The following is a 22,819-nucleotide window of genomic DNA, read 5'->3' as shown; positions in this document are numbered from 1 at the left end:
CGGGCGACACAGGAATCGAGACGGGAGCGGAACTCAACGGAATACGGGACAGTGTCGCGCAGCGGCCAACGCATCGGTACACCCCGCCCGACGCCGACTGGCACGCACGCACTTTCAGGCCGGCAGGTCTCCTGGCTGACAGGTCGGCGCCTGCTCCCGGCCTTCCCGGTAAAACCAGTGGCGTGAAGGGGAGATCGGCTCGCTGTCTACAGTTGCGGGGGCAGCCACGGCGGCGCGACGCGCGCCCCGTGTTCCCTCTTCGGCCCCGAAGGGCACCGGCGATCGAACGGCCGTAGGATACCCGATTTCGACGGCGCTTCGCGACCGCCCGGCCATGCGCCGGAGCCGGGGCAAAGCACGGTGCGGGGCGGCAGCCAGGCAGATGAAACGCGCGGTGGAACACGGTACCATGCCGACTTTCGCAATGCGGACGGCCGTACCGGCGCCTTCACGGCCGCCGCGCGGCAACTCGATGGACTCGAACGATGGGGAAGGGTGCATGACGGCGTGGCTGACGGTGGTGGGCATCGGCGACGACGGTTACGCGGGGCTCGGACGCAGCGCGCGGCGCGCGCTGCGCGTCGCGACGCGGGTGGTCGGCGCGAAGCGGCACCTCGACATGCTGCCCGCGCGGCTGCCGGCCGCGCGCGAATCGTGGCCGTCGCCGTTCGACCTGTCGGGCCTGCTCGCGCGCCGCGGCTCGCCCGTTTGCGTGCTCGCGAGCGGCGATCCGATGCTGTTCGGCGTCGGCGCGACGCTCGCGCGCGAACTGTCCCCCGACGAGTGGCGCGTGCTGCCCGCCCCGTCGTCGCTGTCGCTCGCGGCTGCGCGGCTCGGCTGGGCGTTGCAGGACGTCGGCGCGGTGTCGCTTGTCGGCCGCCCGCTCGCGACGCTCGCGCGTCACCTGTTGCCGGGCCGGCGCCTGTTCGTGCTGAGCGCGGACGGCCGCACGCCGGCCACGGTCGCCGCCGAGCTCACGGCACGCGGCTTCGGCCCGACGCGCATCAGCGTGTTCGAACATCTCGGCGGCCCGCTGGAGCGGCGCATCGACAGCCTCGCGCAGGACTGGAACGTCGGCGAAACGGCCGCGCTCAATCTCGTCGCGCTCGACTGCCGGGCCGGCCCCGACGCACCACGCCGCGTGCTCACGCCCGGCTTGCCCGACGACGCGTATCGCCACGACGGCCAGCTCACCAAGCGCGACATGCGCGCGCTCACGCTCGGGCGTCTTGCGCCCGCACCCGGCGAACTGCTGTGGGACGTCGGCGCGGGCAGCGGCTCGATCGGCATCGAATGGATGCGCGCGCATCCATCGTGCCAGACGATCGCAATCGAATCGCACGCCGAGCGGCAGCGCTTCATCGAACACAACCGCGACGCGCTCGGCGTGCCGGGCCTGCAACTCGTCGCGGGGCGCGCGCCCGCTGCGCTCGCGGGACTCGCCGCGCCGGACGCGATCTTCATCGGCGGCGGCGCGACCGCGCCCGGCGTGCTCGACGCATGCTGGTCGGCGCTGAAGCCCGGCGGCCGGCTCGTCGCGAACGCGGTCACGCTGCAGGGCGAGATGGCGCTGGCCGCGTGGCGCGATGCGCACGGCGGCACGCTCACGCGCGTGTCGCTCGCACATGCGGAGCCGCTTGGCCGCTTCGACACATGGCGACAACCGTTGCCCGTCACGCTCTACGACGTGCGCAAGCCGGATGCCACGGCAACGCACCTGTCGAATCTCGCGGACCTCGCGTGATGCGCGACGAAACCCCCGAACAACCGGCGCCGCTGCGGTTCGGCTACACGACCGGCAGCTGCGCGACCGCAACGTCGCTCGCCGCTGCGCGCCTGCTGCTCGCGGGCCGCGCGGACGATGCGGTCGAAATCGTGCTGCCGAAGGGGCAGCGCGCGATGATGCGGCTCGAGTTCTGCCGGACCACGGCCGACGGCGCCGAAGCCGGCACGCTCAAGGACGCCGGCGACGATCCCGACGTCACGCACGGCGCGCTGATCTTCGCGCGCGTCGCGCTCGCCGCGGCGCCTGGCGTGCGCTTTCATGCGGGGCCGGGCGTCGGCACGGTCACGCGCGCGGGGCTCACGCTGCCGGTCGGCGAACCGGCGATCAATCCGGTGCCGCGCCGGATGATGACGACCCACCTCGACGCGCTTGCCGCCGAATACGGCTATACGGGCGGCTTCGACGTGACGATCGGCGTCGAGGGCGGCGAGGCGCTCGCGTTGAAGACGATGAACCCGCGCCTCGGGATCGTCGGCGGGCTGTCGATCCTCGGCACGACCGGCATCGTGCGGCCGTTCTCGTGTTCCGCGTACATCGCGTCGATCCACCAGGGCATCGACGTCGCGCGCGCCAACGGCATCGCGCACATCGCCGCGTGTACCGGCAACGCGAGCGAGGACGCGATGCGCGCGCACTACGGCCTGCCCGACATGGCGCTGATCGAAATGGGCGATTTCGCGGGCGCGGTGCTGAAACACCTGCGCCGCGCGCCCGTCGCGCGCCTGTCGATGTGCGGCGGTTTCGGCAAGCTCAGCAAGCTCGCGGCCGGCCATCTCGACCTGCACAGCCGTCATTCGAGCATCGACTTGCCGCTGCTCGCGCAGTGGGCGGCGGAGGCCGGCGCGAACGACGCGCTGCAGGCCGCGATGCGCGCGGCGAACACGAGCCAGGAAGCACTGAAGCTCGCGCAGGCCGACGGCGTACCGCTCGGCGACATCGTCTGCGCACATGCACTGCGCGTCGCGCGCGACATCGTGCCGGCCTCGGTCGCCGTCGAGATGTTCGCGATCGACCGGCAGGGCCGCTTCGTCGGAGACGCGCGATGAACACCATGAACACCCGCATCCTGTTGCTCGGCGGCACCGGCGACGCGCTGAAGATCGCACGCGCACTCGGCCCGCAACACGTCTACAGCCTCGCGGGCCTCGGCAAGGCGCCAGACGATTTGCGCTGCGACGTGCGCGTCGGCGGCTTCGGCGGGGCGGCGGGGCTTGCCGCATATCTGCGCAGCGCCGGTATCGGTCTCGTGATCGATGCCACGCATCCGTATGCCGCGCAAATCAGCGCGAACGCGGCGGCCGCCGCGCGCGACGCCGGCGTGCCGCTGTGGGCGCTGCGCCGCGCACCGTGGACACCCGGGCCCGGCGACGACTGGCGGATGGTCGACGACTGGGCCGGCATCGAAGCCGCGCTCGCGCCGTTCCGGCGGCCGCTGTTCACGCTTGGCCGCGAACCGCTCGCGCATCTCGACGATATCCCGCCGCACCAGTTCTGGCTGGTGCGCTGCCTCGATACGCATCCCGGCAACGCCCGCGCGCAGGTCGTCGCCGCGCGCGGGCCATTCACGCTCGACGGCGAACGCGCGCTGTTCGCACTCGCGGGCATCGACGTCGTGGTCAGCAAGAACAGCGGGGGCGCCGCGACCGAGGCCAAGCTCGAGGTTGCACGCGAACGCCGGCTGCCGGTCGTGATGCTGCGCCGGCCGCCGCTGCCCGACGCCGATCGCGCGTTCGACTCGGCCGCCGCGCTGCTCGATGCGCTCGATCCGGCCGCGCGCGCGTGACGCGGCGCGACCGGCTGCACAATGAATTGACGGAGAATTTTCGATGACGGTGTATTTCATCGGCGCGGGCCCCGGCGACCCGGAACTGATCACGGTGAAAGGCCAGCGCCTCGTGCGCTCGTGCCCGGTGATCCTGTATGCCGGTTCGCTCGTGCCGCGGGCCGTGCTCGGCGGCCATCGCGCGGAACGGGTCGTCGATACGGCCGAGCTCGACCTCGATACGATCGTCGCGCTGCTCGCCGACGCGCATGCGAAAGGGCAGGACGTCGCGCGCGTGCATTCGGGAGATCCGTCGCTGTACGGCGCGATCGGCGAGCAGATTCGCCGGCTGAAAGCGCTCGGGATTCCCTATGAAATCGTGCCGGGCGTGACGGCCACGGCCGCGTGCGCGGCGACGCTCGGCGTCGAGCTGACGCTGCCCGGTGTCGCGCAGACGGTGATCCTCACGCGCTTCGCGGGCAAGACGACGATGCCCGAAGGCGAAGCGCTCGGTTCGCTCGCCGCGCATCGCGCGACGCTCGCGATTCATCTCGGCGTGCGGCATCTCGCGCGAATCGTCGACGAAGTGCTGCCGCACTACGGGCCCGCGTGCCCGGTCGCGGTGATCTATCGCGCGAGCTGGCCCGACGAGGAACGCGTGACCGGCACGCTGGCCGACATCGTCGGCAAGGTGCAGGGCACGCAGATCGAGCGCACCGCGCTGATCCTGATCGGACGCGTGCTCGATGCCGAAGGGTTCGCGGACTCAACGCTCTATGCGAGCGGAGGCTGAGGCCGCCGTACGATCGGACTCGCGCGTCATCCACCGCACCTGACCTGCGCTATGCCCGCGCGGCGCGGCGCGCAAACCGTGGCGCGAATCCGGTCGCCAGCGCGAACAGCACGACACACAGGCATGCCATCGCGATCCACGCGGGCGACAGATCCGCGAGATGCTGGCGCACCAAGCCCGCCGCGAACGGAAACAGCCCCGCGATCAGATAGCCGATACCCTGCACGAACCCCGTCAGCGATGCCGCATCGGCCGGCGTCGCCGCGTGATCGACGGTGACGATCAGCGACAGCGGAAACAGCGCGCCGATCCCGGCCCCCAGTAGCAGCGCGGCCGGCAACGCGAGCGCCTGCGGCGCGGCCAGCATCACCAGCAACCCGGCGAGCAGCGACGCGATCGCCGCGTGCAGCGCGGGCCGGCGATCGGGCAGGCGGTCGATCGTCGCCGAGATCGTCAGCCCCGCGACCACTTCCGCGAGCGTCACGCCGCCGAGCAGGGTGCCGGCCGCGGTCGGCGACCAGCCGAGCCGCATGTAGTACGGCGGTAGCCATGCCAGCACCAGCGTGTATGCGCCCGTCGCGATCCCGAAGAACGCCGCGAGCCGCCATGCGCGCGGCGAGCGCGACGGTCGCGCATGCGTGGCCGGCGTCGCAGCCGCTCCGAACGCGGCCGCATCGCCGCCGCGGCTGGCCAGCGGCCACGCGATCGCCGCGATCGCGGCCGGCAACGCCCAGCCCGCAAGCGCCGCGAGCCAGCCCCAGCGGGCGGCGGCAAACGGCGCGACGACGCTCGCGAGCACCGCGCCTCCCATGATCGACGTCGAATACACACCCATCGCGCCACCGATGCGCGTCGCGAAATGCGCCTTGACGAACCCCGGCAGCAACGCTTGTACCATCGCAATCCCGATGCCCGCACAGCATGCGCTCGCCAGCAGCAGCCACGCATGCCGCGCGCCGATGCGCGACACGCACGCGAACCCGATCAGCGCGACACCGAGCCATACGCCGCCCGAGATGCCCGTCGCGTGCTGCAATCGCCGCGCGCTCAATGCGCCGAGGCCCATCAGCAGGATCGGAATCGTGGTCAGCAGGCTCGCTGCGCCGTCGCCGATGCCGGTCGCGCGCTGGATCATGTCGAGCAGCGGACCGATCGCGGCCAGCGCCGGCCGCAGGTTCAGCCCGACCAGCACGATGGCGGCCAGCCGCCATCCGGGGGAAGTGAAGCGATTCATCGAATGGCCCTCGATATCGATGCGCGGCGCCTTCGTCGAGGAACCGCGCGTATTCATGTAAAGTATCTCGACATCAAGATAAATGCTGATTTATCTCGACGTCAAGATAACTGACAAGCCGAGGAGGGTTAATGGATCGAGCCGCGCATGCGCTCGCGCAATGGCGCGTCGAGCGTCCGGATCTGGATGCGTCGTCGATGCTCGTGATGGGACGGCTGCAGGAGGCCGCGCTCGTGATCGCGCGCGACGGTCTCAATCCGCTGTTTGCGCGCTACGGGATGCAGCCGGGCGAATTCGACGTGCTGGCGACGCTGCGACGCAGCGGCGCGCCGTTCGCGCTGACGCCGACCGCGCTGTACGACGCGCTGATGATGTCGTCGGGCGGGATGACCGCACGCATCGATCGGCTGCAGAAGGCCGGCTGGGTCGAGCGCCGGCCGAACCCGGCCGACGGACGCGGTACGCTCGTCGCGCTGACGGACGCCGGCCGCGCGCTGATTGACGACGCGGTGGTCGCGCACGTCGACAATCAGCGCGCGATGCTGGCCGCGCTGTCGGAGGCGGAGCAGGCGCAACTTTCAGCGTTGCTGGAAAAACTGCTGGCGGGATGGGGGAAACAGGCGTCGGCCGGGAAATAGCGCCGCCGGATCGTCACGCCGAACGCCGCGAGCGGAAAGCGGAAACGCCAGAGGGAAGCGGGAAAGCCGCCCGCCGCGCGACGCGGCGGGCCGGACCGGCAGCGGGCAGCGCCCGCCGCAGGGGCTCAGTCGCGTGCCGGGATATTGAGCCCGCGCGCGACGGCCGGACGCGCGACGAACGCTTCGAGCGCGCGTGCGACGTGGCGGAACTCGCCGAAGCCGACGAGATCGCCCGCCTCATAGAACCCGACCAGGTTGCGCACCCACGGAAAAATCGCGATGTCGGCAATCGTGTACGCATCGCCCATCACCCACTTGCGGTTCGCCAGACGCGCATCGAGCACGCCGAGCAGGCGCTTCGATTCGGCGACGTAGCGGTCGCGCGGACGCTTGTCCTCGTAGTCGCGGCCGGCGAACTTGTGGAAGAAGCCGACCTGGCCGAACATCGGGCCGATGCCGCCCATCTGGAACATCACCCACTGGATCGTCTCGTAGCGGCCCGCGAGATCCTTCGGGATCAACTGGCCCGTCTTGTCCGCGAGATAGATCAGGATTGCGCCCGATTCGAACAGCGGCAGCGGTCTGCCGTCCGGACCGTCCGGATCGATGATCGCCGGGATCTTGTTGTTCGGGTTCAGCGACAGGAATTCGGGCGACAGCTGGTCGTTCGTGTCGAAGCGCACAAGGTGCGGCTCGTACGGCAGGCCGGTTTCCTCGAGCATGATCGACACCTTGACGCCGTTCGGCGTCGGCAGCGAGTACAGCTGGAGACGGTCGGGATGCTGGGCCGGCCATTTTTTCGTGATCGGGAAGGCGGACAGGTCGGGCATGGAGGTTCGCTCGTCAACGTGGAGGATCCGCGCTCCGCCGGCCTGCCGCGCGTCGCCGGGCGGCCGCCGACACGGCGGCAGGGACGGGACGATCGCATCGGCAGGCGGGCGGGACGCGCCGAAAACGCCCACTGTAGCCGATCCCCGCGATCGCTGCAGACGGCGGGCCGCGCGTCGCGCCCGGGCGCCGCCGCGCACGCATCGCGTCGTCAGAAGTTGTGCCTCAGCCCGAGCATCGCGGCCGTCGTGCCGACCCCGGGCGCAACCGGCTGCCCGTACACGAGCATCTGGTCCATCGTGCCGCGGTTGTTCACGTGGCCGACCTGCGCATAGACCATCGTCCGCTTCGACAGGCTGTAGTCGGCCGTGAGCACGACGGCCGTCGACCGGTTTTCCGAGCGGTTGCGGTCCTTCAGGTAATACACGGCGGACGTGACCTGCAGCGCCGGCGTGAAGCGATAGCCGACGCCCGCCGACAGCATGTCGAGGTTCACCTGGTCGGCATGCGCGGGATTGCGGCCGTTGCCGTACGACGCCGACACCGAGAAATCGTGGAGCGTGTATTTCGCGCCGACGTAGACGAAGCGGTTGTTGTCGACGCCGGTCGGCGCGACACCCGGCGCCGGATTCGTGTCGTGGCCGTTGTAGTAGACGGCCGCGGCGTTGAGCCCGTAGTTCGCATACCTGAGCACGACCGATTCGCGCGTGCCGCCCTGGAACTGTCCGGCGACGCCGCCGGGCGCGTATTCGAGCGCGATCGATGCGCCCGCGAACGTCGGCGACTGATAGACGAGCGCATTGCTGTCGTACAGCGCGCCGATCGCGCCGTTGGTGCTCGTCCCCGGCCAGCCGGCCGCGGTGTTCAGGCCGAGCCATGCGGTCAGCACGCTGCCGAAGAACTGCGCGTTGCGCACGTCGGTGTCGGCCATCGCGTAGATCATCGGCACGATCTGGCGACCGGCCGCGAACGAGCCGAACGGCCCCGATATGCCGAGCGACGCGACCTGGTTGAAGATCGCGGCCGCGCCCGGTGTGTCGCTCAGCTGCATCTTGCCGGTGCCGCTGTCGAACGAACCCTGCAGCTTGAAGTTGACCTTGTAGCCGCCGCCGAGATCCTCGGTGCCCCGGATGCCCCAGAAGCTCGAATAGATGCCGCCGTCCTTCATGCGGAACACCTTGCCGGTGTTCGGCGCGTTCGGGCTGAACGATGCGGCCGACGTGCTCTGGTACAACAGGCCGGTGTCGACCACGCCGTACAGCGTGACGGAGGATTGCGCATGCGCGAGCGCCGAGCAGCCGGCAAGCGCCGCGAGCGCGGCCAGTTTCGTCTTCATCGAAGTCTCCAGGATCGTAATGGACCGCACGGGATCGAGCCCGGGCGGGTGAAGCAGGGCAGGCGGGAACGCGCGGGATGCGGCGCCGCCGCGAGCCGTGCGGAAAGACTACGCAACGACGCGCGGCCGTTCCCCCCCACGCGCGGGGGGCAGGGTTGCGGAGAACCGGAAGGGGGACAGGCGACGCGGTTGCCGTCAACGGCCGGGCGCGACCGGCGCTGGCAGGAGCAAGCGGAGGTTCAGGGCGCGCTTTCGAGCAACCCGAGCACCAGCGCGCGGCGCACCGCATGCTTGCGCGAACTGGCGTCGAGCTTGCCGAACAGGTTCTTCAGGTGCCACTTCACGGTTTCCTCGCCGACGGCGAGCGCTACCGCGATCTCCTTGTTCGACAGGTTGCGCGCGAGCAACTCGAGAATCGCGCGCTCCTTGGGCGTCAGCACGACGCTCGGCACCGCGCGCGGGCTGGCCGTGCTGCGCGGCGCGGGCGGCACGATGCGCGGTTGCGGCAGCGCTGGCCGCGCCGGGCCGTCGCCCGCCGGCGCCTCGTCGCCGACGCGTCGCGCCCAGTCGGCGAGCGCCGGATGTGCGTCGGCAAGCGTGCGCGTGAGGCCGAACATGTCCGCGAGGTTCATCGCCTCTTCGAGCAGCGCGCGGCCGCCGTGCGCCGACTGTTCGAGCGCGAACGCGCTGAGCGCCATGATCTCGATGCGCTCGCGTCCCGTGCTCATCTCGCGGGCCAGCACGGCCGCTTCGTCGAGCGCGGCGCGGGCATCGTCCCAGCGGCGCGCGGCGAGCGCGGCACCCGCGTGCGCCATCGCCTGCAGCAGCACGACGGGGCGCCGCCACAGCGGCCCGTGCGATGGAAATTCCGCCGCGGCGATCGCATCGATGCGCTCGACGAGCGCATGGCAGGTGGCTTCGCGATAGCGCGCCGCGTGAATGCGCACCTGCTCGGCTAGACTCGCGACCGACAGGCGCGGCAGCCGCCGCGCGACGCCCATCGCGTCGAGCGCCTCGAGCAGGTCGATCGCGCGATGCTCGACGCCGCGCAGCAGCGCGATGCGTGCGGCCGTCCGGTAGCCGAGCAGCACGCTGTCGGGCGTGCCCGCGTGCTCGAGCACGTCGAGCCGGTTCGCGAGCAGTGCGGCGGCCTGCTCGACGCGATCGGCCTCGTAGGCGATCGACGCGCACATCGCCGCGAGCATGCAGGTCAGCGGATGACGGCGCCCGAGATCGGCTTCCGCGCGTGCGAGCGCCGGCGACAACGTGTCGTCCGCGAGCCGGATCTGGCCTTCGCGCAGGTAGCTCAGGCCGGTGATCAATTCGCCCCAGCGCGCGACATAGCCGAAGCCAGCCGCCGTCTCGCTGCGCTGCGCTGCCTGCTGGAAGCGGCGCGCCTGGGCCGGCTCGCCGACGATGATCGCGCGCGCCGACAGGCGGTTCGCATGCATCTGCGCAAGCCACGTCGCCGCCGGCGGCATGAAGTCGGCCCACGGTTCGAACAGCTCGACGAAGCGATCGATTTCGTCGGCGTAATACGCGGCCGCGCTGAGGATCAACGCGCATTCGTAGCGCATCGCGGCCGGCGTGCCGGCGTCGGCCAGGATGCCGGCAATCTGGCGCTGCGCCTCGACATGGCGCTCGCCGAGCGCCAGCGCCCACGCAACCGCGATCCGCAGCGTCGGCCGCTTGTCGAGTTCCGCATCGGGCAGCAACGCGAGCCAGTCGAGCACGTCGTTGATGCGGCCCTGCTTGATCGCATCCTCGAGGCAGCGCCGCGCGAGCGCGTACGCGGTCTCGAACTGGCCGGCCGCATACGCCTGGCGCGCCGCTTCTTCCGTCATCCCGTGGGTGTCGAGCCACGCGGCCGCGCGGGCATGCAGCGCGCTGCGCAGCGCTTCGGGTTGCGCCGCCAGGCGGTCGCGCAGCGTATCGCGCACGAGCGGATGCAGCCGGCACCAGTCGGAATCGTCGGACGCGATGAACAGCGGCGTGTCGCGCGCGAGCCGTGCGAGCCGGCCGGCGGCATCCGCGTCGTCGAGCAGCGCGGCGCACAGCGCCGGATGCAGACGGTCGGCGACGCTCGTGCGGGTGAGGAACACGGTGTCGTCGCCGGACAGGTTCGCGAGCAGCAGCTCGACCAGTCGGTCGCGTGTGCCGTCCATGCGCGCGGCAAGCGCGTCGACGGCCTGGCGCGGATCGGCCGAGCGCGCCATCGCGGCCATCGCGAGCTGCAGCCCGAGCGGCCAGCCGTCGACGCGCTCGAACAAGCGCGCGCACGCGTCGGCGTCGACCTTCTGCGCAAAGCGCGCGCCGACCAGCGCGATCGTCTCGTCGAGCGTGAAGCGCAGCCAGTCGGGGCCCGCGAGCGTGCATTGCCCGCCGGCGAGCAGGTCGCCGGCCGCGTGATCGAGCCCGCGCCGGGCCGCGACGACCACCCGCAGGTTCTGCGGCGCGTTGTGCAGCACGTAGGTCAGCGCGTCGAGGCCGGCGGCCGGCAGCCGCTCCGCATCGTCGACGATCAAGAGCGCGTCGATGGACAGTTGCGCGACTTCGGCCAGCCATGCGGTCAGCCCCTCCAGCGCGCGGGCCGCGCCGTCCGGGATCAGGCGCCCGAAGCCGGGCCGCGCGCAACCGGTGCGCACCGCCTGCACGAGCCCCTGCAGCAGGCGCGGCGCGTCGTCGCGCTCGTCGGCGGACAGCCATACGACCGCGCGGCCGAGCGCGAGCGATTCGCGCCGCCATTGCGCGAGCAGCGACGTCTTGCCGTAGCCGGCCGGCGCCTGCACGAGCGTGACGGGCCGGCCGTCGAACACCGGCGCGGCGAGGCTCAGCCGCGCCCGCGCGAGCAACTGCGCCGGCACGCGCGGCGCGGTCGTCTTCAGCACGAGTTCGGTGGGGGGCGCGTCGGCGCGATCGGGTGGGTGGGCCATCGGGGCAGCAGTCGGAATCCGGCGGCGCCGTGCGGGCCGGCGTCCGGGGTGGGTGTGAAGGGAAGGATCGGCCGAACTGCGCTCGCGCGTCAATCCCCCCCGCGACGAGTGGGGCCGCAGCGCCGCGAGGTGGATAGCATGGGTTCCGAGGCGTGACGAACGCAATCGACGAATGCACCAGAGGAGAGGCCATGAACATCGTATCGACCGGCGAACGGCGCAGCGCGCCGCGCGCCGGATAAGCGGAGCGGCACGATGTATCGCCATCTGCTCGTGACGGTCGACTCGGTGCCCGGCGGCATCGACGCGGTCGGCCATGCGCTCGAACTGGCGCGTGCGGTCGGCGCGCGAGTCACGTTCGTGCTGTCCGGCGCCGCACAGGACTCGCGTTTATCCGGAGCGCGGATGCCGGAGCACGATGCGAAAGTGGATGCCGCTGCCCGGGCGCAGGGCCTGTCCCATGCGATCGAGGCGGCCGGCGACACGTCGCCCGGTGCGCTCGCCGGCAGGCTCGGCTGCGACCTGATCGGCGTCGCGGCGCTGCCGCGCGACGCCGATGCAGCCGCATGCACGCAACGGCGGACGCTGTTCGCGACGAGCGGCGTGCCGGTGCTCGTGTGCCCGGCGCGGCATGCTCCGGCCGAGGTACGCGTGATGGCCCGCTGTCTCGCCGCGCATCGCGCACTCGGCGAGCGGCTGCAGGCGCTGATCACGGCAAGCGAAGGCGCGAACGCGACGCCGCGCCCGCCCGCCGATGCGGATGCAGACGGCGCGCTGGCGGCGCTGGCCTCACTCGCGGCGCTGCAGAGCGCGCGGTTCGGCACGTCGGCCGAAGCCCGCCTGTTCACGGCATTGCGCAGGCGGGCCGAGAGCACTGCGGCCGAACTCGACGAGCTCGACCGCCAGCGGCACCGCGACGCACAGGCGCTCGATACGCTGGCGCGGCTCGCCGCCGGCGGGTTGCCGTCGGCCGCGTTCGATGCCGCGCTCGCCGCCTATGCGCACGCCGCATTCGAGCAGATGGGGCGCATGGAAGGCGTGATTTTCCCGGCCGCGCGGCGCTACCTGGGCGACGCCGACTGGATCGAACTGGACATGCCCCCGGCGAGCGGCGCAGCCGCGACGCCGCCGGGCGTGCAAGAACCCGACGATGCGTGACGCGCATCCGACTGAATATCTACGGAGAACAAGATGGCACATGCAGTGCGATTCCACGAAACCGGCGGCCCCGACGTGCTGCGCTGGGAAGCGGTCGAGGTCGGCGAGCCGGGCGCGGGGCAGGTGCGCCTGCGGCACGAAGCGGTCGGCCTGAACTTCGCCGACACGTATTTCCGCAGCGGCCTGTATCCGGTTCCGCTGCCGGCCGGCATCGGCGTCGAGGCGGCCGGCGTGGTCGAGGCCGTCGGCCCCGGCGTGACGAACGTCGCGGTCGGCGACCGCGTGACCTACACCGGCTTCCTGAACACGCTCGGCGCCTACAGCACCGAACGGTTGATCGCCGCCGCGCCGCTCGTCAGGCTGCCGGCCGGAATCGCGTGCGACACGGCCGCGGCGATGACGATGCGCGGGCTGACCGCGGCCTACCTGCTGCGCCGCATCCACGATTTCGCGCCGGGCGACACGATCCTGCTGCACGCGGCCGCGGGCGGCGTCGGGCTGATCGTGTCGCAATGGGCGAAGCTGCTCGGGCTCACCGTGATCGGCACCGTGTCGAGCGAACACAAGGCCGCGATCGCCCGCGCGCACGGCTGCGACCATACGATCGACTACAGCCGCGAGGACGTCGCGAAACGCGTGCGCGAGCTGACGGATGGCGCCGGTGTCGACGTCGTGTTCGACAGCGTCGGCAAGGACACCTTCGAAGGCTCGCTCGATTCGCTGAAGCGGCGCGGGCTGATGGTCTGCGTCGGCACCGCGTCGGGCCCGATCCCGCCGTTCGATCCGCAGCGCCTCGCGATGAAGGGCTCGCTGTACCTGACGCGCCCGGCGCTGGCCGATTACATCGCCGACCCGGCCGAGAAGAACGATCTGGCGGGCGAGCTGTTCGCGCACGTCGCGGCCGGCCGCATCCGGATCGGGATCAACCAGCGCTATGCGCTGCAGGACGCGGCGCAGGCGCACCGCGACCTCGAGTCGCGCAAGACGACCGGCTCGTCGGTATTCATCGTCTGAGGAGACGCGCATGCGAGTCGAACCCCTGACCTGTGCGATCGGCGCGGAGCTCCTGGACGTGAGCCTCGCCGACGCCGTGCACGACGACGGCCTGTTCGCCGAGATCCGCACGCAGTTGCTGCGCCATCGCGTGCTGTTCCTGCGCGACCAGGACATCACGCGCGCCGAGCACGTCGCGTTCGCGCGCCGCTTCGGCGAGCTGGAAGATCATCCGGTCGCCGGCAGCGATCCCGACCACCCGGGGCTCGTGCGGATCTACAAGTCGCCCGACCAGCCGAACGACCGCTACGAGAACGCGTGGCACAGCGATGCGAGCTGGCGCGCGGCGCCGCCGTTCGGCTGCGTGCTGCGCTGTGTCGAGGGGCCGGCGGTCGGCGGCGACACGATGTGGGCGAACATGGTGCTCGCGTACGAGCACCTGCCGGCCCACGTGAAGCAGCAGATCGACGATTTGCGCGCGCGTCACAGCATCGAGGCGAGTTTCGGCGCGGCGATGCCGATCGACAAGCGTCTCGCGTTGAAGGCCCAGTACCCGGACGCCGAGCATCCGGTCGTGCGCACGCATCCCGAAACGGGCGAGAAGGTGCTGTACGTGAATGCGTTCACCACGCATTTCACGAACTTCCACACGCCCGGGCGCGTGCGCTTCGGGCAAGACGCGAATCCCGGCGCCGGCCAGCTGCTGCAGTACCTGATCAGCCAGGCGACCATCCCCGAATACCAGGTGCGCTGGCGCTGGAGGAAGAACAGCGTCGCGATCTGGGACAACCGCAGCACGCAGCATTACGCGGTGATGGACTATCCGCCGTGCGTGCGCCGGATGGAGCGCGCGGGCATCGTCGGCGACGTGCCGTTCTGACCTGAACGCCCCCGCACCGTAACCGCTTCCAACCCCATGCAACGCACCGGGCCTGCCGCCCGGCGCGACGGGATACGCACGCCCGTACACCACGAACACAACGATTCCATCTGGAGGACGACATGCAATTTCTCGACGATTCGCTGCACCCGGAAAACCAGGACAAGGTAGTCATCACGGTCGCGCCGTATGGCCCCGAATGGATGCCAGCCGATTTTCCGGAAGACATTCCGGTAACGATGGACGAGCACGTGCAGAAGGCCGTCGACTGCTACAACGCGGGCGCGACGGTGCTGCATCTGCACGTACGCGAACTCGACGGCAAGGGCAGCAAGCGGCTGTCGAAGTTCAACGAGCTGCTCGGCCGGCTGCGCGAAGCGGTGCCCGACATGATCCTGCAGGTCGGCGGCTCGATCTCGTTCGCGCCGGAAGGTGACGGCGCCGAAGCGAAGTGGCTGTCCGACGACACGCGCCACATGCTCGCCGAGCTGACGCCGAAGCCCGACCAGGTGACGGTCGCGATCAACACCGTGCAGATGAACATCACCGAGCTGATGAACCGCAAGGACATCGCCGGCACGTCGCTGAACGAAGCCGCGCTGTGGGACGCGTATCGCGAGATGACCGTGCCGGCCGGCCCGGGCTGGGTCGACGAACACCTGCGCCGGCTGCAGGCGGCCGGCATCCAGCCGCATTTCCAGCTCACCGGCATGCATGCGCTCGAAACGCTCGAGCGGATCATCCGCCGCGGCGTCTATCGCGGCCCGCTGAACGTCACGTGGGTCGGCATCGGCGGCGGCTTCGACGGCCCGAATCCGTACAACTTCATGGAGTTCGTGCGGCGCTGCCCGGACGGCGCGTGCATCACGCTCGAATCGTTGATGAAGAACGTGCTGCCGATCAACACGGTCGCGATGGCGCTGGGCCTGCATCCGCGCTGCGGGATCGAGGACACGATCATCGACCAGAAGGGCAACCGGATGACGTCGGTGCAGCAGGTCGAGCAGTGCGTGCGAATCGCGCGCGAGCTCGGCCGCGACATCGCGACCGGCAAGGAGGCAAAGGCGATCTACCGGATCGGCGTGCAGTATGACGGCGTCGACGAGACGCTCGCGCAGCTCGGCATGGCGCCGAACCGCCGGCCGGGCGAAGTGAGCGTGCCGCTGCGCGCGGCCTGACACGCCGCGCATCCGGGCGGCCCGCGAGCGCCGCCCGCCGATCGATGTGGCGCGGCACCCATCCTCGCGCGCCGCGCGAGGACAAGCTCCGGGACACGGAGCGGGGCCGCCCAAGCCGCGCCGGCGCGTTGCCGCACCGGTGCCGGAGGAGACACGCATGCTGATTCATCATGTCGAGCCGTCGCTGCAGGACGTGGCGGCCACCGGCCGGCGCGCGCCGGCCTATGCCTGGCTCGTGTTCGGGCTGACCGTGGGCCTGCTGCTTTCGGACTACATGTCGCGGCAGGTGCTCAACGCTGTGTTTCCGCTGCTCAAGCACGCGTGGAGGCTGTCGGACACGCAGCTCGGTTCGCTGTCCGGCGTCGTCGCGCTGCTGGTCGGGCTGCTGACGTTTCCGCTGTCGGTGCTCGCCGACCGCTTCGGGCGCGTGCGCAGCATCGTGCTGATGGCCGCGCTGTGGAGCATCGCGACGCTCGGCTGCGCGCTGTCGACCGACTACGCCGAAATGCTCGTGTCGCGCGGCCTCGTCGGACTCGGCGAAGCCGCGTACGGCAGCGTCGGCGTCGCGCTGATCCTCAGCATCTTTCCGGCGCGCCTGCGCGCCACGCTGACCGGCGCGTTCATGGCCGGCGGCGCGTTCGGCTCCGTGTTCGGGATGGCGCTCGGCGGCCTGGTCGGCGCGCATCTCGGCTGGCGCTGGTCGTTCGGCGTGATGGCCGCGCTCGGCATCGTGCTGCTCGTCGCGTACCGCACCGTGGTCACCGAGCGGCGGATCGCGACATGCCGCGCCGAGCCGTGCCGGCCCCATCCCCATTCCGATGGCCCGGGCGACCTGCGCGGCAGCATGCGCGCGCTGATGTCGGGGCTGTTCGCGTCGCGCTCGGTGATCTGCGCGTATGTCGGTAGCGGGCTGCACCTGTTCGTGCCCGGCGCGCTGTTCGCGTGGCTGCCGAGCTACCTGAACCGCTACTACGCGATGGCGCCCGACCGCGCCGCCGTGCTGGCGGCCGGCTTCGTGCTGCTGTCGGGCGTCGGGATGGTCGGTTGCGGGATCGTCACCGACCGCATCGGGCGTACCGAGGGTTCGCGCAAATGGCTGACCGCGATCGCGTATTGCGTGCTGACGGGCGCGTGCCTCGCCGTCGCGTTCCGGCTGCCGCCCGGGCCGCTGCAGCTCGCGCTGATCGGCGCGGGCATGCTGGTCGGGGCGGGCGCGTCCGGCGCATCGGGCGCGATGGTCGCGAACCTGACGCCGGCCGCGATCCACGCATCGGCGTTCGCGACGCTCACACTCGCCAACAACCTGCTCGGCATGGCGCCGGGCCCGCTGCTGACGGGGTGGGCCGCCGATCGCGCCGGCCTCGTCGGCGCACTCCAATGGATTCCCGTCGTGCCGCTCGCGGCGGCCGCGCTGTTCGCGATCGGCCGAGCAAGCTACGCGGCCGATCTCGCGCGCGTCGAACGCGATCGACGCGCGTCCCGTCTTTCCTGAACCGAACCGAACTCTTCTGGAGGCTGCATGACCCTGGCGACCGCGCCCACCATCCTGATCGTGCCCGGCTTGCGCGATCACGTCGAAGATCACTGGCAGACGCACCTGCAACGGCGCCTGCCGAACGCACGCGCCGTCGCGCCGCTCGAGGCCGACAAGCTGAGCCGCGCCGCGCGCGTCGCGGCGCTCGATGCGGCGCTGGCCGCGATCGACGGCCCCGTGATTCTGGTCGCGCACAGCGCGGGTGTGATGATCGCCGTGCATTGGGCGCTGCAGGGCACGCGGGCGATCGACGGCGCGCTGCTCGCGACGCCGGCCGACCTGGATACGCCGATGCCCGACGGCTATCCGACACCCGATGTGCTCGATGCGCACGGCTGGACGCCGGTGCCGACCCGGCCGCTGCCGTTTCCGAGCATCGTGGCCGCGAGCCGCAACGATCCGCTCGCGCGTTTCGAACGCGTGCAGGCGCTGGCGGCAGGGTGGGGCAGCCGGCTCGTCGATCTCGGGGCGGTCGGGCACCTGAATCCGGCGTCCGGGTATGGCGAGTGGCGGGATGCCGAGCGGCTGATCGGCGAGGCGGTCGCGCTTCGTGCGGCCTGAGTGCCGCCCCGTAACGCGCCGTGCCGCACACGTGCCCGGGCCGGCGCGGCGACGTGAACCGATTTCATTTCAGCGGCTATTGATATACGACGTCCTAGCACACCTCGCATCCATTGCCACCTGGCGCCACGAAATCGGTCAATCGGCAAATCCTCGACAAACGGAAGGTTTTTGTTAGGGAAATTCCCGCCCCGCGCCGCTCGGTTTTTTGTTGACCGACATCGTATAACACCGTCATGATTTCCTGAAAGAAAGGTCCCATCCACCGACCGAAGTGAGGAGACATGAACACAACCACGATCGGGCGCCGCGTATGCCGAATCGCCCTGGCGCTGGGCTTCACGCTGTCGGCCGCGGCGGCTGTCGCGGCCCCCGTGTCGCTGAATGTCGTCGATGTCGCGGGCAACCTGCAACTGACGCAGAAGGCCATCGAGGCCTTCAGGGACAAGAACCCGAATCTCGTCTCGACCGTCACGTTCACGAATGCGCCCGCGCCGCAACTGCCGGGCAAGATCAAGGCGATGCAGGCGGCGGGGCGCTCCGACATCGACCTCGTGCTGACCGGCACCGACGCGCTGGCCGCCGGCATCGAGCAGAATCTCTGGCTCAAGCTGCTGCCCGACAACGCGGGCGCGTTCCCCGGCGTGCTCGACAAGTACGCGCCCGGCCCGCGCAAGATGCAGGATCTCGCGCAGGGCTTCGGCCTCGAAGTGACCTACATGCCGGCCGGCCCGCTGCTCGAATACAACCCGGCCAAGGTCGGCGATCCGCCGAAGACGCCCGCCCAGTTGCTCGCGTGGTGCAAGGCGCATCCGAACAAGCTGATCTACGCGCGCCCGGCCAACTCGGGCCCGGGCCGCACGTTCCTGATGGGGCTCCCGTACGTGCTCGGCGACAAGAACCCGCAGGACCCGATCAACGGCTGGGACAAGACCTGGGCGTTCCTGAAGCAGCTCAACGACTGCATCCCGTACTACCCGGGCGGCACGTCGGCGGTGATGAAGGAGCTCGGCGAAGGCACGCGCGACATGACCGTGACCGTCACCGGCTGGGACATCAACCCGCGCGCGCTCGGCATCGTGCCGGCCGACTTCCGGATCCAAGCGTTCGACAACATGACGTGGGTCAACGATGCGCACTACATGGTGATCCCGAAGGGCGTGCCGAAGGACAAGCTCGACGTGCTGTTCAAGCTGATGAACTTCCTGCTCGAGCCGCCTCAGCAGGCAATGACCTACGACGACGGCTACTTCTATCCGGGCCCGGCGGTGAAAGGCGTGACGCTGGAGATGGCGCCCGCGCACAGCCAGGACGTGATCAGGAAATTCGGCCGCCCCGAGTACGCAAAGCTCTTGGCCGATCATCCCCACGTGCAGCCGCTCAGCGCGCAGGCGATGGTCGCCGCGTTCCAGAAGTGGGACCGCGAGATCGGTTCGCAGAAGTCGAAATGACGCATGACCCTGCGGGCGCTGCGGCGCCCGCGCCGACGGAGTTCGCGTAATGAAGCACGGTTTCGAACGGCTGCGGCTCGACGGCGTATGCCGCAGCTTCACCAATGCGGAGGGTGCGCAGGTCGCCGCGCTAAGCGGGCTCGATCTCGACATCAGGCGCGGTGAGTTCATCGCGTTGCTCGGCCCGTCCGGTTGCGGCAAGTCGACCGCGCTGAACTGCATTGCCGGGCTGCAGCCGCTCACGAGCGGCGGCATCTGGCTCGACGACACGCGCATCGACGTGCTGCCGCCCGAGCGCCGCGGCTTCGGGATGGTGTTCCAGAACTACGCGCTGTTTCCGCACATGTCGGTGCTCGAGAACGTCGGCTTCGGGCTCAAGATGCGCGGTGTGCCGAAACAGGAAACACGGCGGCGTGCGCAGCAGGCGCTCGAACTCGTGCAACTCGTCGGCCATGAAGGCAAGCTGCCCGGGCAACTGTCGGGCGGCCAGCAGCAGCGCGTCGCGATCGCGCGCGCGATCGTCATCGAGCCGCCGCTGGTGCTGATGGACGAGCCGCTGTCTAACCTCGACACGAAGCTGCGCATCGAGATGCGGGCCGAGATCCGCCGCATCCACACGCAGCTCGAACGCGCGACGATCTACGTGACGCACGATCAGGACGAGGCGCTGTCGATGGCCGACCGGATCGTCGTGATGAAGGAGGGCGTCGTGCAGCAGGTCGCGTCGCCGAAGGACGTGTACACGCGCCCGCACAACCTGCACGTCGCTCGCTTCATGGGCTATCGCAACGTGCTGCCGTTCGCGCTCGAAGGAATGGCCGGCGATCACGTGAGCGTCACTGCAGCAGGCGTGCGCATCACGGGCGTGCCGATGGCCGGTTTCGACGGCAAGGACGTGCTGGTCGCGCTGCGCCCCGACGATATCGAACGCGCGGAGGAAGGCGCCGACAACGCGTTCGACGCGACGGTCGACACGCTCGAGTACGGCGGCCGCGATTCGCTGATCCGCGCCACCACGCCGTTCGGCCCGATCTGGGCGCGCGTGGCCGGCGAATTCGCCGAAGGCCAGCGGCTGCGCCTGCGCGTGGCGCCGGCGCGCACGCTCGTCTACGCGGGAGACGCGAAATGAACGGCGCACGCACGGCGGCGGCCCGCCGGGAGGCCGCATGAGCACGCTCGCGGCCGGTACGCGGCGCGATGCGAAGGCGTGGCTCGTCGCGCCCGCGCTCGCGTTCATCGTCGCGCTGTTCATCTATCCGTTCGCCTACGGCCTCGTGCTGTCGTTCCAGCCGATGAACGGCGGCGGCGCGCTCGCGAACTACGTGCAGTTCTTCACCGATACCGCGATGTGGCCAACCGTGCTCGTCACGCTCAAGCTCGCGGTGCCGGCCACGCTGATCAACGTCGGCATCTCGGTGCCCGTCGCGTTCGCGCTGCGCCGCAATTCGCCGTACCAGAAGTTCGTCACGACGCTGCTCGTGATTCCCGTCACGCTCGGCACGGTGCTCGTCGCCGACGGAATGCTCACGTATTTCGGCCCGAACGGCTGGTTCCCGCAGGCGCTGCAGGGGCTGCACCTGTACACGGACGAAGTGCGCCTCACGCACAACTACTGGGGCGTGCTGCTGTCGCTGATCGTGTCGGGTTTTCCGTTCGCGTTCCTGCTGATGCTGTCGTACGTCAGCGGCATCGATCCGACGCTCGCGCGCGCCGCGGCCACCCTCGGCGCGAACCCGTGGCAGCAGTTCCGGCAGATCTACCTGCCGCTGCTCGTGCCGGGACTCACGATGGCCGCGTGCCTGTCGTTCGTGCAGGCGTTCTCGGTGTTTCCGTCGGCCGTGCTGCTCGGCGCGCCGGCCGGGCCGACGCGCGTGATCTCGATCGCGGCAGCCGAAGCCGCGTTCGAGAGCTATGACTATTCGCTCGCGTCCGCGATCGCGATCGTGATGGGTTTCGTGCAGTTGCTAGTGGTCGCAGCGATGCTGGGCGCTCGCCGCTTCTTCTATACCGGTCCGGTCACGGGAGGCAAGGGCTGATGGGGACCGACAATCATGCCGCGCCGACATGGCCGCCGAAGCCCACCCCGCCCGGTGCGCAGCCCGTCAACGCGATGAAGCCGCGGAAGATGCGCGGCAACCTTGCCGGTCGCGCGTGGAAGGCGCTCGTGTGGGGGCTGATGGCGTTCTTCCTGCTGAACGTGATGCTGCTGATCGCGACCGTCGCGGTGAACTCGGTCGCGACGCGCTGGTTCGGTACGCCGCTGCCGCAGGGCTTCACGCTGCACTGGTACGCGAAGGCATGGGAAGACTTCCAGCTCGCGAGCGTGCTGTGGGTGACCGTCGAAGTCGTCGGCGCGGTCGTGCTGCTGTCGGTCGCGCTCGGCGTCCCGGCCGCGTATGCGCTCGCGCGCGTGCAGTTCCGCGGCAAGCGCTTCGCGCTGCTGGTGTTCCTGCTGCCGTTGATGGTGCCGCCCGTCACGTACGGGATCCCGATGGCGACCGTCATGTACAAGGTCGGACTCGCGGGCACGCTGCCGGGCGTGATCCTCGCGAACCTGGTGCCGGCGCTGCCGTTCGTGATCCTCGTGATGACGCCGTTCATCGAGCAGATCGACCCGAATCTCGAATCCGCCGCGCGGATCTTCGGTGCGAACACGTGGCGCTATTTCCGCTACGTGCTGCTGCCGCTGCTGGTGCCCGGCATGCTCGCCGCGGGCTTGCTCGTGCTGGTGCGCACGATCGGGATGTTCGAGCTGACCTTCTTCACCGCGGGCCCGAGCACGCAGACGCTCGTCGTCGCGCTGTATTACGCGGTGTTTTCGACCGGCGTGCGCGCGCCGCAGTCGATCGATGCGATGGCGATGATCTACATGGCCATCACGCTCATCTGGGTCGTGATCGCGCTGCAGTTCGTGAGCCCGACGCAGCTGGTGAGCCGCGTGAAGCAGGAGCGGCAGTAGCGACAGTAGGCGCGAACCCAGTCGACGCGGCAGCAGGGCGGCGGCGCGATAGCATTGCGCCGCGCGTCCGTTGGCCTGCACGCATCCGTGCAATTGGTTACAAATGGATACCGCGCACGACACGCGGACGTTGCAGACTACGCGGCGTACCGGCCAGGCGTTGCGCTCATCGCGCATCGCCGCACGCCGCCCGACGTTCACCCGATGCACGGATATCCATGAAGTTTCAAACGCTGCTCACGCTCGGCTGTGCCGCCTCGCTGCTTGCCGCCTGCAACCTGCTCCACGACGGTCCCGGATCGGGCGACGTCGACGCCGCGGTGCGCCGTGCGCTCGAAGCGGAAAACCACGGCGGCCTGAACGCGCTGTTCGGCCAGCCGCTGCCCGTGTCGGCCGACGTGATCTCGGCCAAACCCGACGGCGACTGCAAGAAGGTCGGCGAGCGCACCTATACGTGCGACGTCGTGGTCACGTGGCGCAATACCGATTACTCGCCGTCGCGCGCGAACCTCACGTTCGTGCAGGCCGCCGACGGATCGTGGCAGACGTCGGGCGTCGATGCGGCCATCGCGACGGGCGCCGCCAAATCGATGATCGACAGGATCGGCAAGGCATGGCCCGGCAATGCGGCCAGCGCCGCGTCGGCGCCGCAGTAACGCACCGGGCGGCCGTCCTGCCGATTGCAGTGTGCGGTGCAGCCGATGCCCACCGCATCGCCGCTCACTTTTTGTCGAAGACCTGCCCCCGATAACGGATGCTTCCACCGGTCGCGACGAGCGCACCGGTCAGCGCCCG

Annotated in this window: 20 protein-coding genes and 1 riboswitch; of the genes, 16 read left to right on the top strand and 4 right to left on the bottom strand. The window is 70.2% G+C overall.

The annotated features are described in order from the left end of the window. Window positions 1-103 precede the first annotated feature (103 nt). Window positions 104-295: riboswitch (cobalamin riboswitch) on the bottom strand. A gap of 204 nt (window positions 296-499) precedes the next feature. From cbiE to cobM, 4 genes are read left to right on the top strand one after another with little or no spacing between them, the layout of a single operon-like run. Continuing rightward, window positions 500-1,744, top strand: a complete 1,245-nt coding sequence (gene cbiE / locus DIE13_RS02650) for a precorrin-6y C5,15-methyltransferase (decarboxylating) subunit CbiE (protein WP_124825707.1) — start codon at window positions 500-502, stop codon at window positions 1,742-1,744. Further along, window positions 1,744-2,832 carry a cobalt-precorrin-5B (C(1))-methyltransferase gene (locus DIE13_RS02645; protein WP_124825706.1) on the top strand — a complete coding sequence of 363 codons (1,089 nt, stop codon included), beginning with the start codon at window positions 1,744-1,746 and terminating at the stop codon, window positions 2,830-2,832. The genes cbiE and DIE13_RS02645 overlap by 1 nt, the downstream gene beginning before the upstream one ends. Window positions 2,833-2,837: 5 nt before the next feature. After that, window positions 2,838-3,569 carry a cobalt-precorrin-6A reductase gene (locus DIE13_RS02640; RefSeq protein ID WP_124825976.1) on the top strand — a complete coding sequence of 244 codons (732 nt, stop codon included), beginning with the start codon at window positions 2,838-2,840 and terminating at the stop codon, window positions 3,567-3,569. Between the two features lie 43 nt (window positions 3,570-3,612). Next, complete coding sequence (gene cobM, locus DIE13_RS02635) at window positions 3,613-4,341, top strand: precorrin-4 C(11)-methyltransferase (protein WP_124825705.1); 729 nt, start codon at window positions 3,613-3,615, stop codon at window positions 4,339-4,341. A 49-nt stretch (window positions 4,342-4,390) separates the two neighbouring features. On the opposite strand, the gene DIE13_RS02630 is transcribed toward cobM, so the two are convergent. Continuing rightward, on the bottom strand, window positions 4,391-5,575 hold the full coding sequence (locus DIE13_RS02630) for an MFS transporter (protein ID WP_124825975.1): 1,185 nt from the start codon (window positions 5,573-5,575) through the stop codon (window positions 4,391-4,393). Between the two features lie 131 nt (window positions 5,576-5,706). Here DIE13_RS02630 and DIE13_RS02625 point away from each other — a divergent pair, with 131 nt between their 5' ends. Beyond that, entirely contained in the window at window positions 5,707-6,213 is a 507-nt protein-coding gene (locus tag DIE13_RS02625) for a MarR family winged helix-turn-helix transcriptional regulator (RefSeq protein ID WP_124825704.1), read from the top strand. 125 nt (window positions 6,214-6,338) lie between these two features. Here DIE13_RS02625 and DIE13_RS02620 read toward each other — a convergent pair whose 3' ends face one another. The 3 genes from DIE13_RS02620 to DIE13_RS02610 all read right to left on the bottom strand — a co-directional run bounded on the left by DIE13_RS02620 (window position 6,339) and on the right by DIE13_RS02610 (window position 11,310). Beyond that, window positions 6,339-7,043: a glutathione S-transferase N-terminal domain-containing protein gene (locus DIE13_RS02620; protein ID WP_124825703.1), complete on the bottom strand. Its 705-nt coding sequence runs from the start codon at window positions 7,041-7,043 to the stop codon at window positions 6,339-6,341. A gap of 209 nt (window positions 7,044-7,252) precedes the next feature. Beyond that, complete coding sequence (locus DIE13_RS02615; RefSeq protein WP_124825702.1) at window positions 7,253-8,377, bottom strand: porin; 1,125 nt, start codon at window positions 8,375-8,377, stop codon at window positions 7,253-7,255. A gap of 239 nt (window positions 8,378-8,616) precedes the next feature. Further along, on the bottom strand, window positions 8,617-11,310 hold the full coding sequence (locus DIE13_RS02610) for a LuxR C-terminal-related transcriptional regulator (protein ID WP_124825701.1): 2,694 nt from the start codon (window positions 11,308-11,310) through the stop codon (window positions 8,617-8,619). 255 nt (window positions 11,311-11,565) lie between these two features. Here DIE13_RS02610 and DIE13_RS02605 point away from each other — a divergent pair, with 255 nt between their 5' ends. From DIE13_RS02605 to DIE13_RS02555, 11 genes are all read left to right on the top strand, one after another. Next, entirely contained in the window at window positions 11,566-12,468 is a 903-nt protein-coding gene (locus tag DIE13_RS02605; RefSeq protein WP_124825700.1) for a universal stress protein, read from the top strand. A gap of 33 nt (window positions 12,469-12,501) precedes the next feature. Continuing rightward, window positions 12,502-13,482: a quinone oxidoreductase family protein gene (locus DIE13_RS02600; protein ID WP_124825699.1), complete on the top strand. Its 981-nt coding sequence runs from the start codon at window positions 12,502-12,504 to the stop codon at window positions 13,480-13,482. Between the two features lie 10 nt (window positions 13,483-13,492). After that, window positions 13,493-14,341 (top strand): TauD/TfdA family dioxygenase, encoded by an 849-nt coding sequence (locus tag DIE13_RS02595; RefSeq protein WP_124825698.1) that lies wholly within the window; start codon window positions 13,493-13,495, stop codon window positions 14,339-14,341. A 122-nt stretch (window positions 14,342-14,463) separates the two neighbouring features. Continuing rightward, a complete protein-coding gene (locus DIE13_RS02590) occupies window positions 14,464-15,519 on the top strand; it encodes a 3-keto-5-aminohexanoate cleavage protein (protein ID WP_124825697.1) in 1,056 nt (351 codons plus the stop codon). 157 nt (window positions 15,520-15,676) lie between these two features. Then, window positions 15,677-17,011 carry an MFS transporter gene (locus tag DIE13_RS02585; RefSeq protein ID WP_124825696.1) on the top strand — a complete coding sequence of 445 codons (1,335 nt, stop codon included), beginning with the start codon at window positions 15,677-15,679 and terminating at the stop codon, window positions 17,009-17,011. A gap of 27 nt (window positions 17,012-17,038) precedes the next feature. Then, window positions 17,039-17,614, top strand: coding sequence for an alpha/beta hydrolase (locus DIE13_RS02580; RefSeq protein ID WP_124825695.1), 576 nt, complete (start codon window positions 17,039-17,041; stop codon window positions 17,612-17,614). Between the two features lie 284 nt (window positions 17,615-17,898). Continuing rightward, window positions 17,899-19,065 (top strand): ABC transporter substrate-binding protein, encoded by a 1,167-nt coding sequence (locus tag DIE13_RS02575; RefSeq protein WP_124825694.1) that lies wholly within the window; start codon window positions 17,899-17,901, stop codon window positions 19,063-19,065. A gap of 49 nt (window positions 19,066-19,114) precedes the next feature. Further along, window positions 19,115-20,194 (top strand): ABC transporter ATP-binding protein, encoded by a 1,080-nt coding sequence (locus DIE13_RS02570; protein ID WP_124825693.1) that lies wholly within the window; start codon window positions 19,115-19,117, stop codon window positions 20,192-20,194. Window positions 20,195-20,231: 37 nt separating this feature from the next. Continuing rightward, window positions 20,232-21,101, top strand: coding sequence for an ABC transporter permease (locus DIE13_RS02565; RefSeq protein ID WP_124825692.1), 870 nt, complete (start codon window positions 20,232-20,234; stop codon window positions 21,099-21,101). After that, complete coding sequence (locus DIE13_RS02560) at window positions 21,101-22,024, top strand: ABC transporter permease (RefSeq protein ID WP_124825691.1); 924 nt, start codon at window positions 21,101-21,103, stop codon at window positions 22,022-22,024. Before DIE13_RS02565 ends, DIE13_RS02560 begins: the two co-directional genes overlap by 1 nt. 218 nt (window positions 22,025-22,242) lie before the next feature. Continuing rightward, window positions 22,243-22,680 carry a hypothetical protein gene (locus DIE13_RS02555; protein ID WP_124825690.1) on the top strand — a complete coding sequence of 146 codons (438 nt, stop codon included), beginning with the start codon at window positions 22,243-22,245 and terminating at the stop codon, window positions 22,678-22,680. The last annotated feature ends 139 nt before the right edge of the window (window positions 22,681-22,819 follow it).

The sequence above is a fragment of the Burkholderia sp. Bp9016 genome (assembly GCF_003857765.1).
Lineage (GTDB): Bacteria > Pseudomonadota > Gammaproteobacteria > Burkholderiales > Burkholderiaceae > Burkholderia.
The sequence above is the reverse complement of the archived record's forward strand: the minus strand, read 5'-3'. Positions and strand labels throughout refer to the sequence as shown.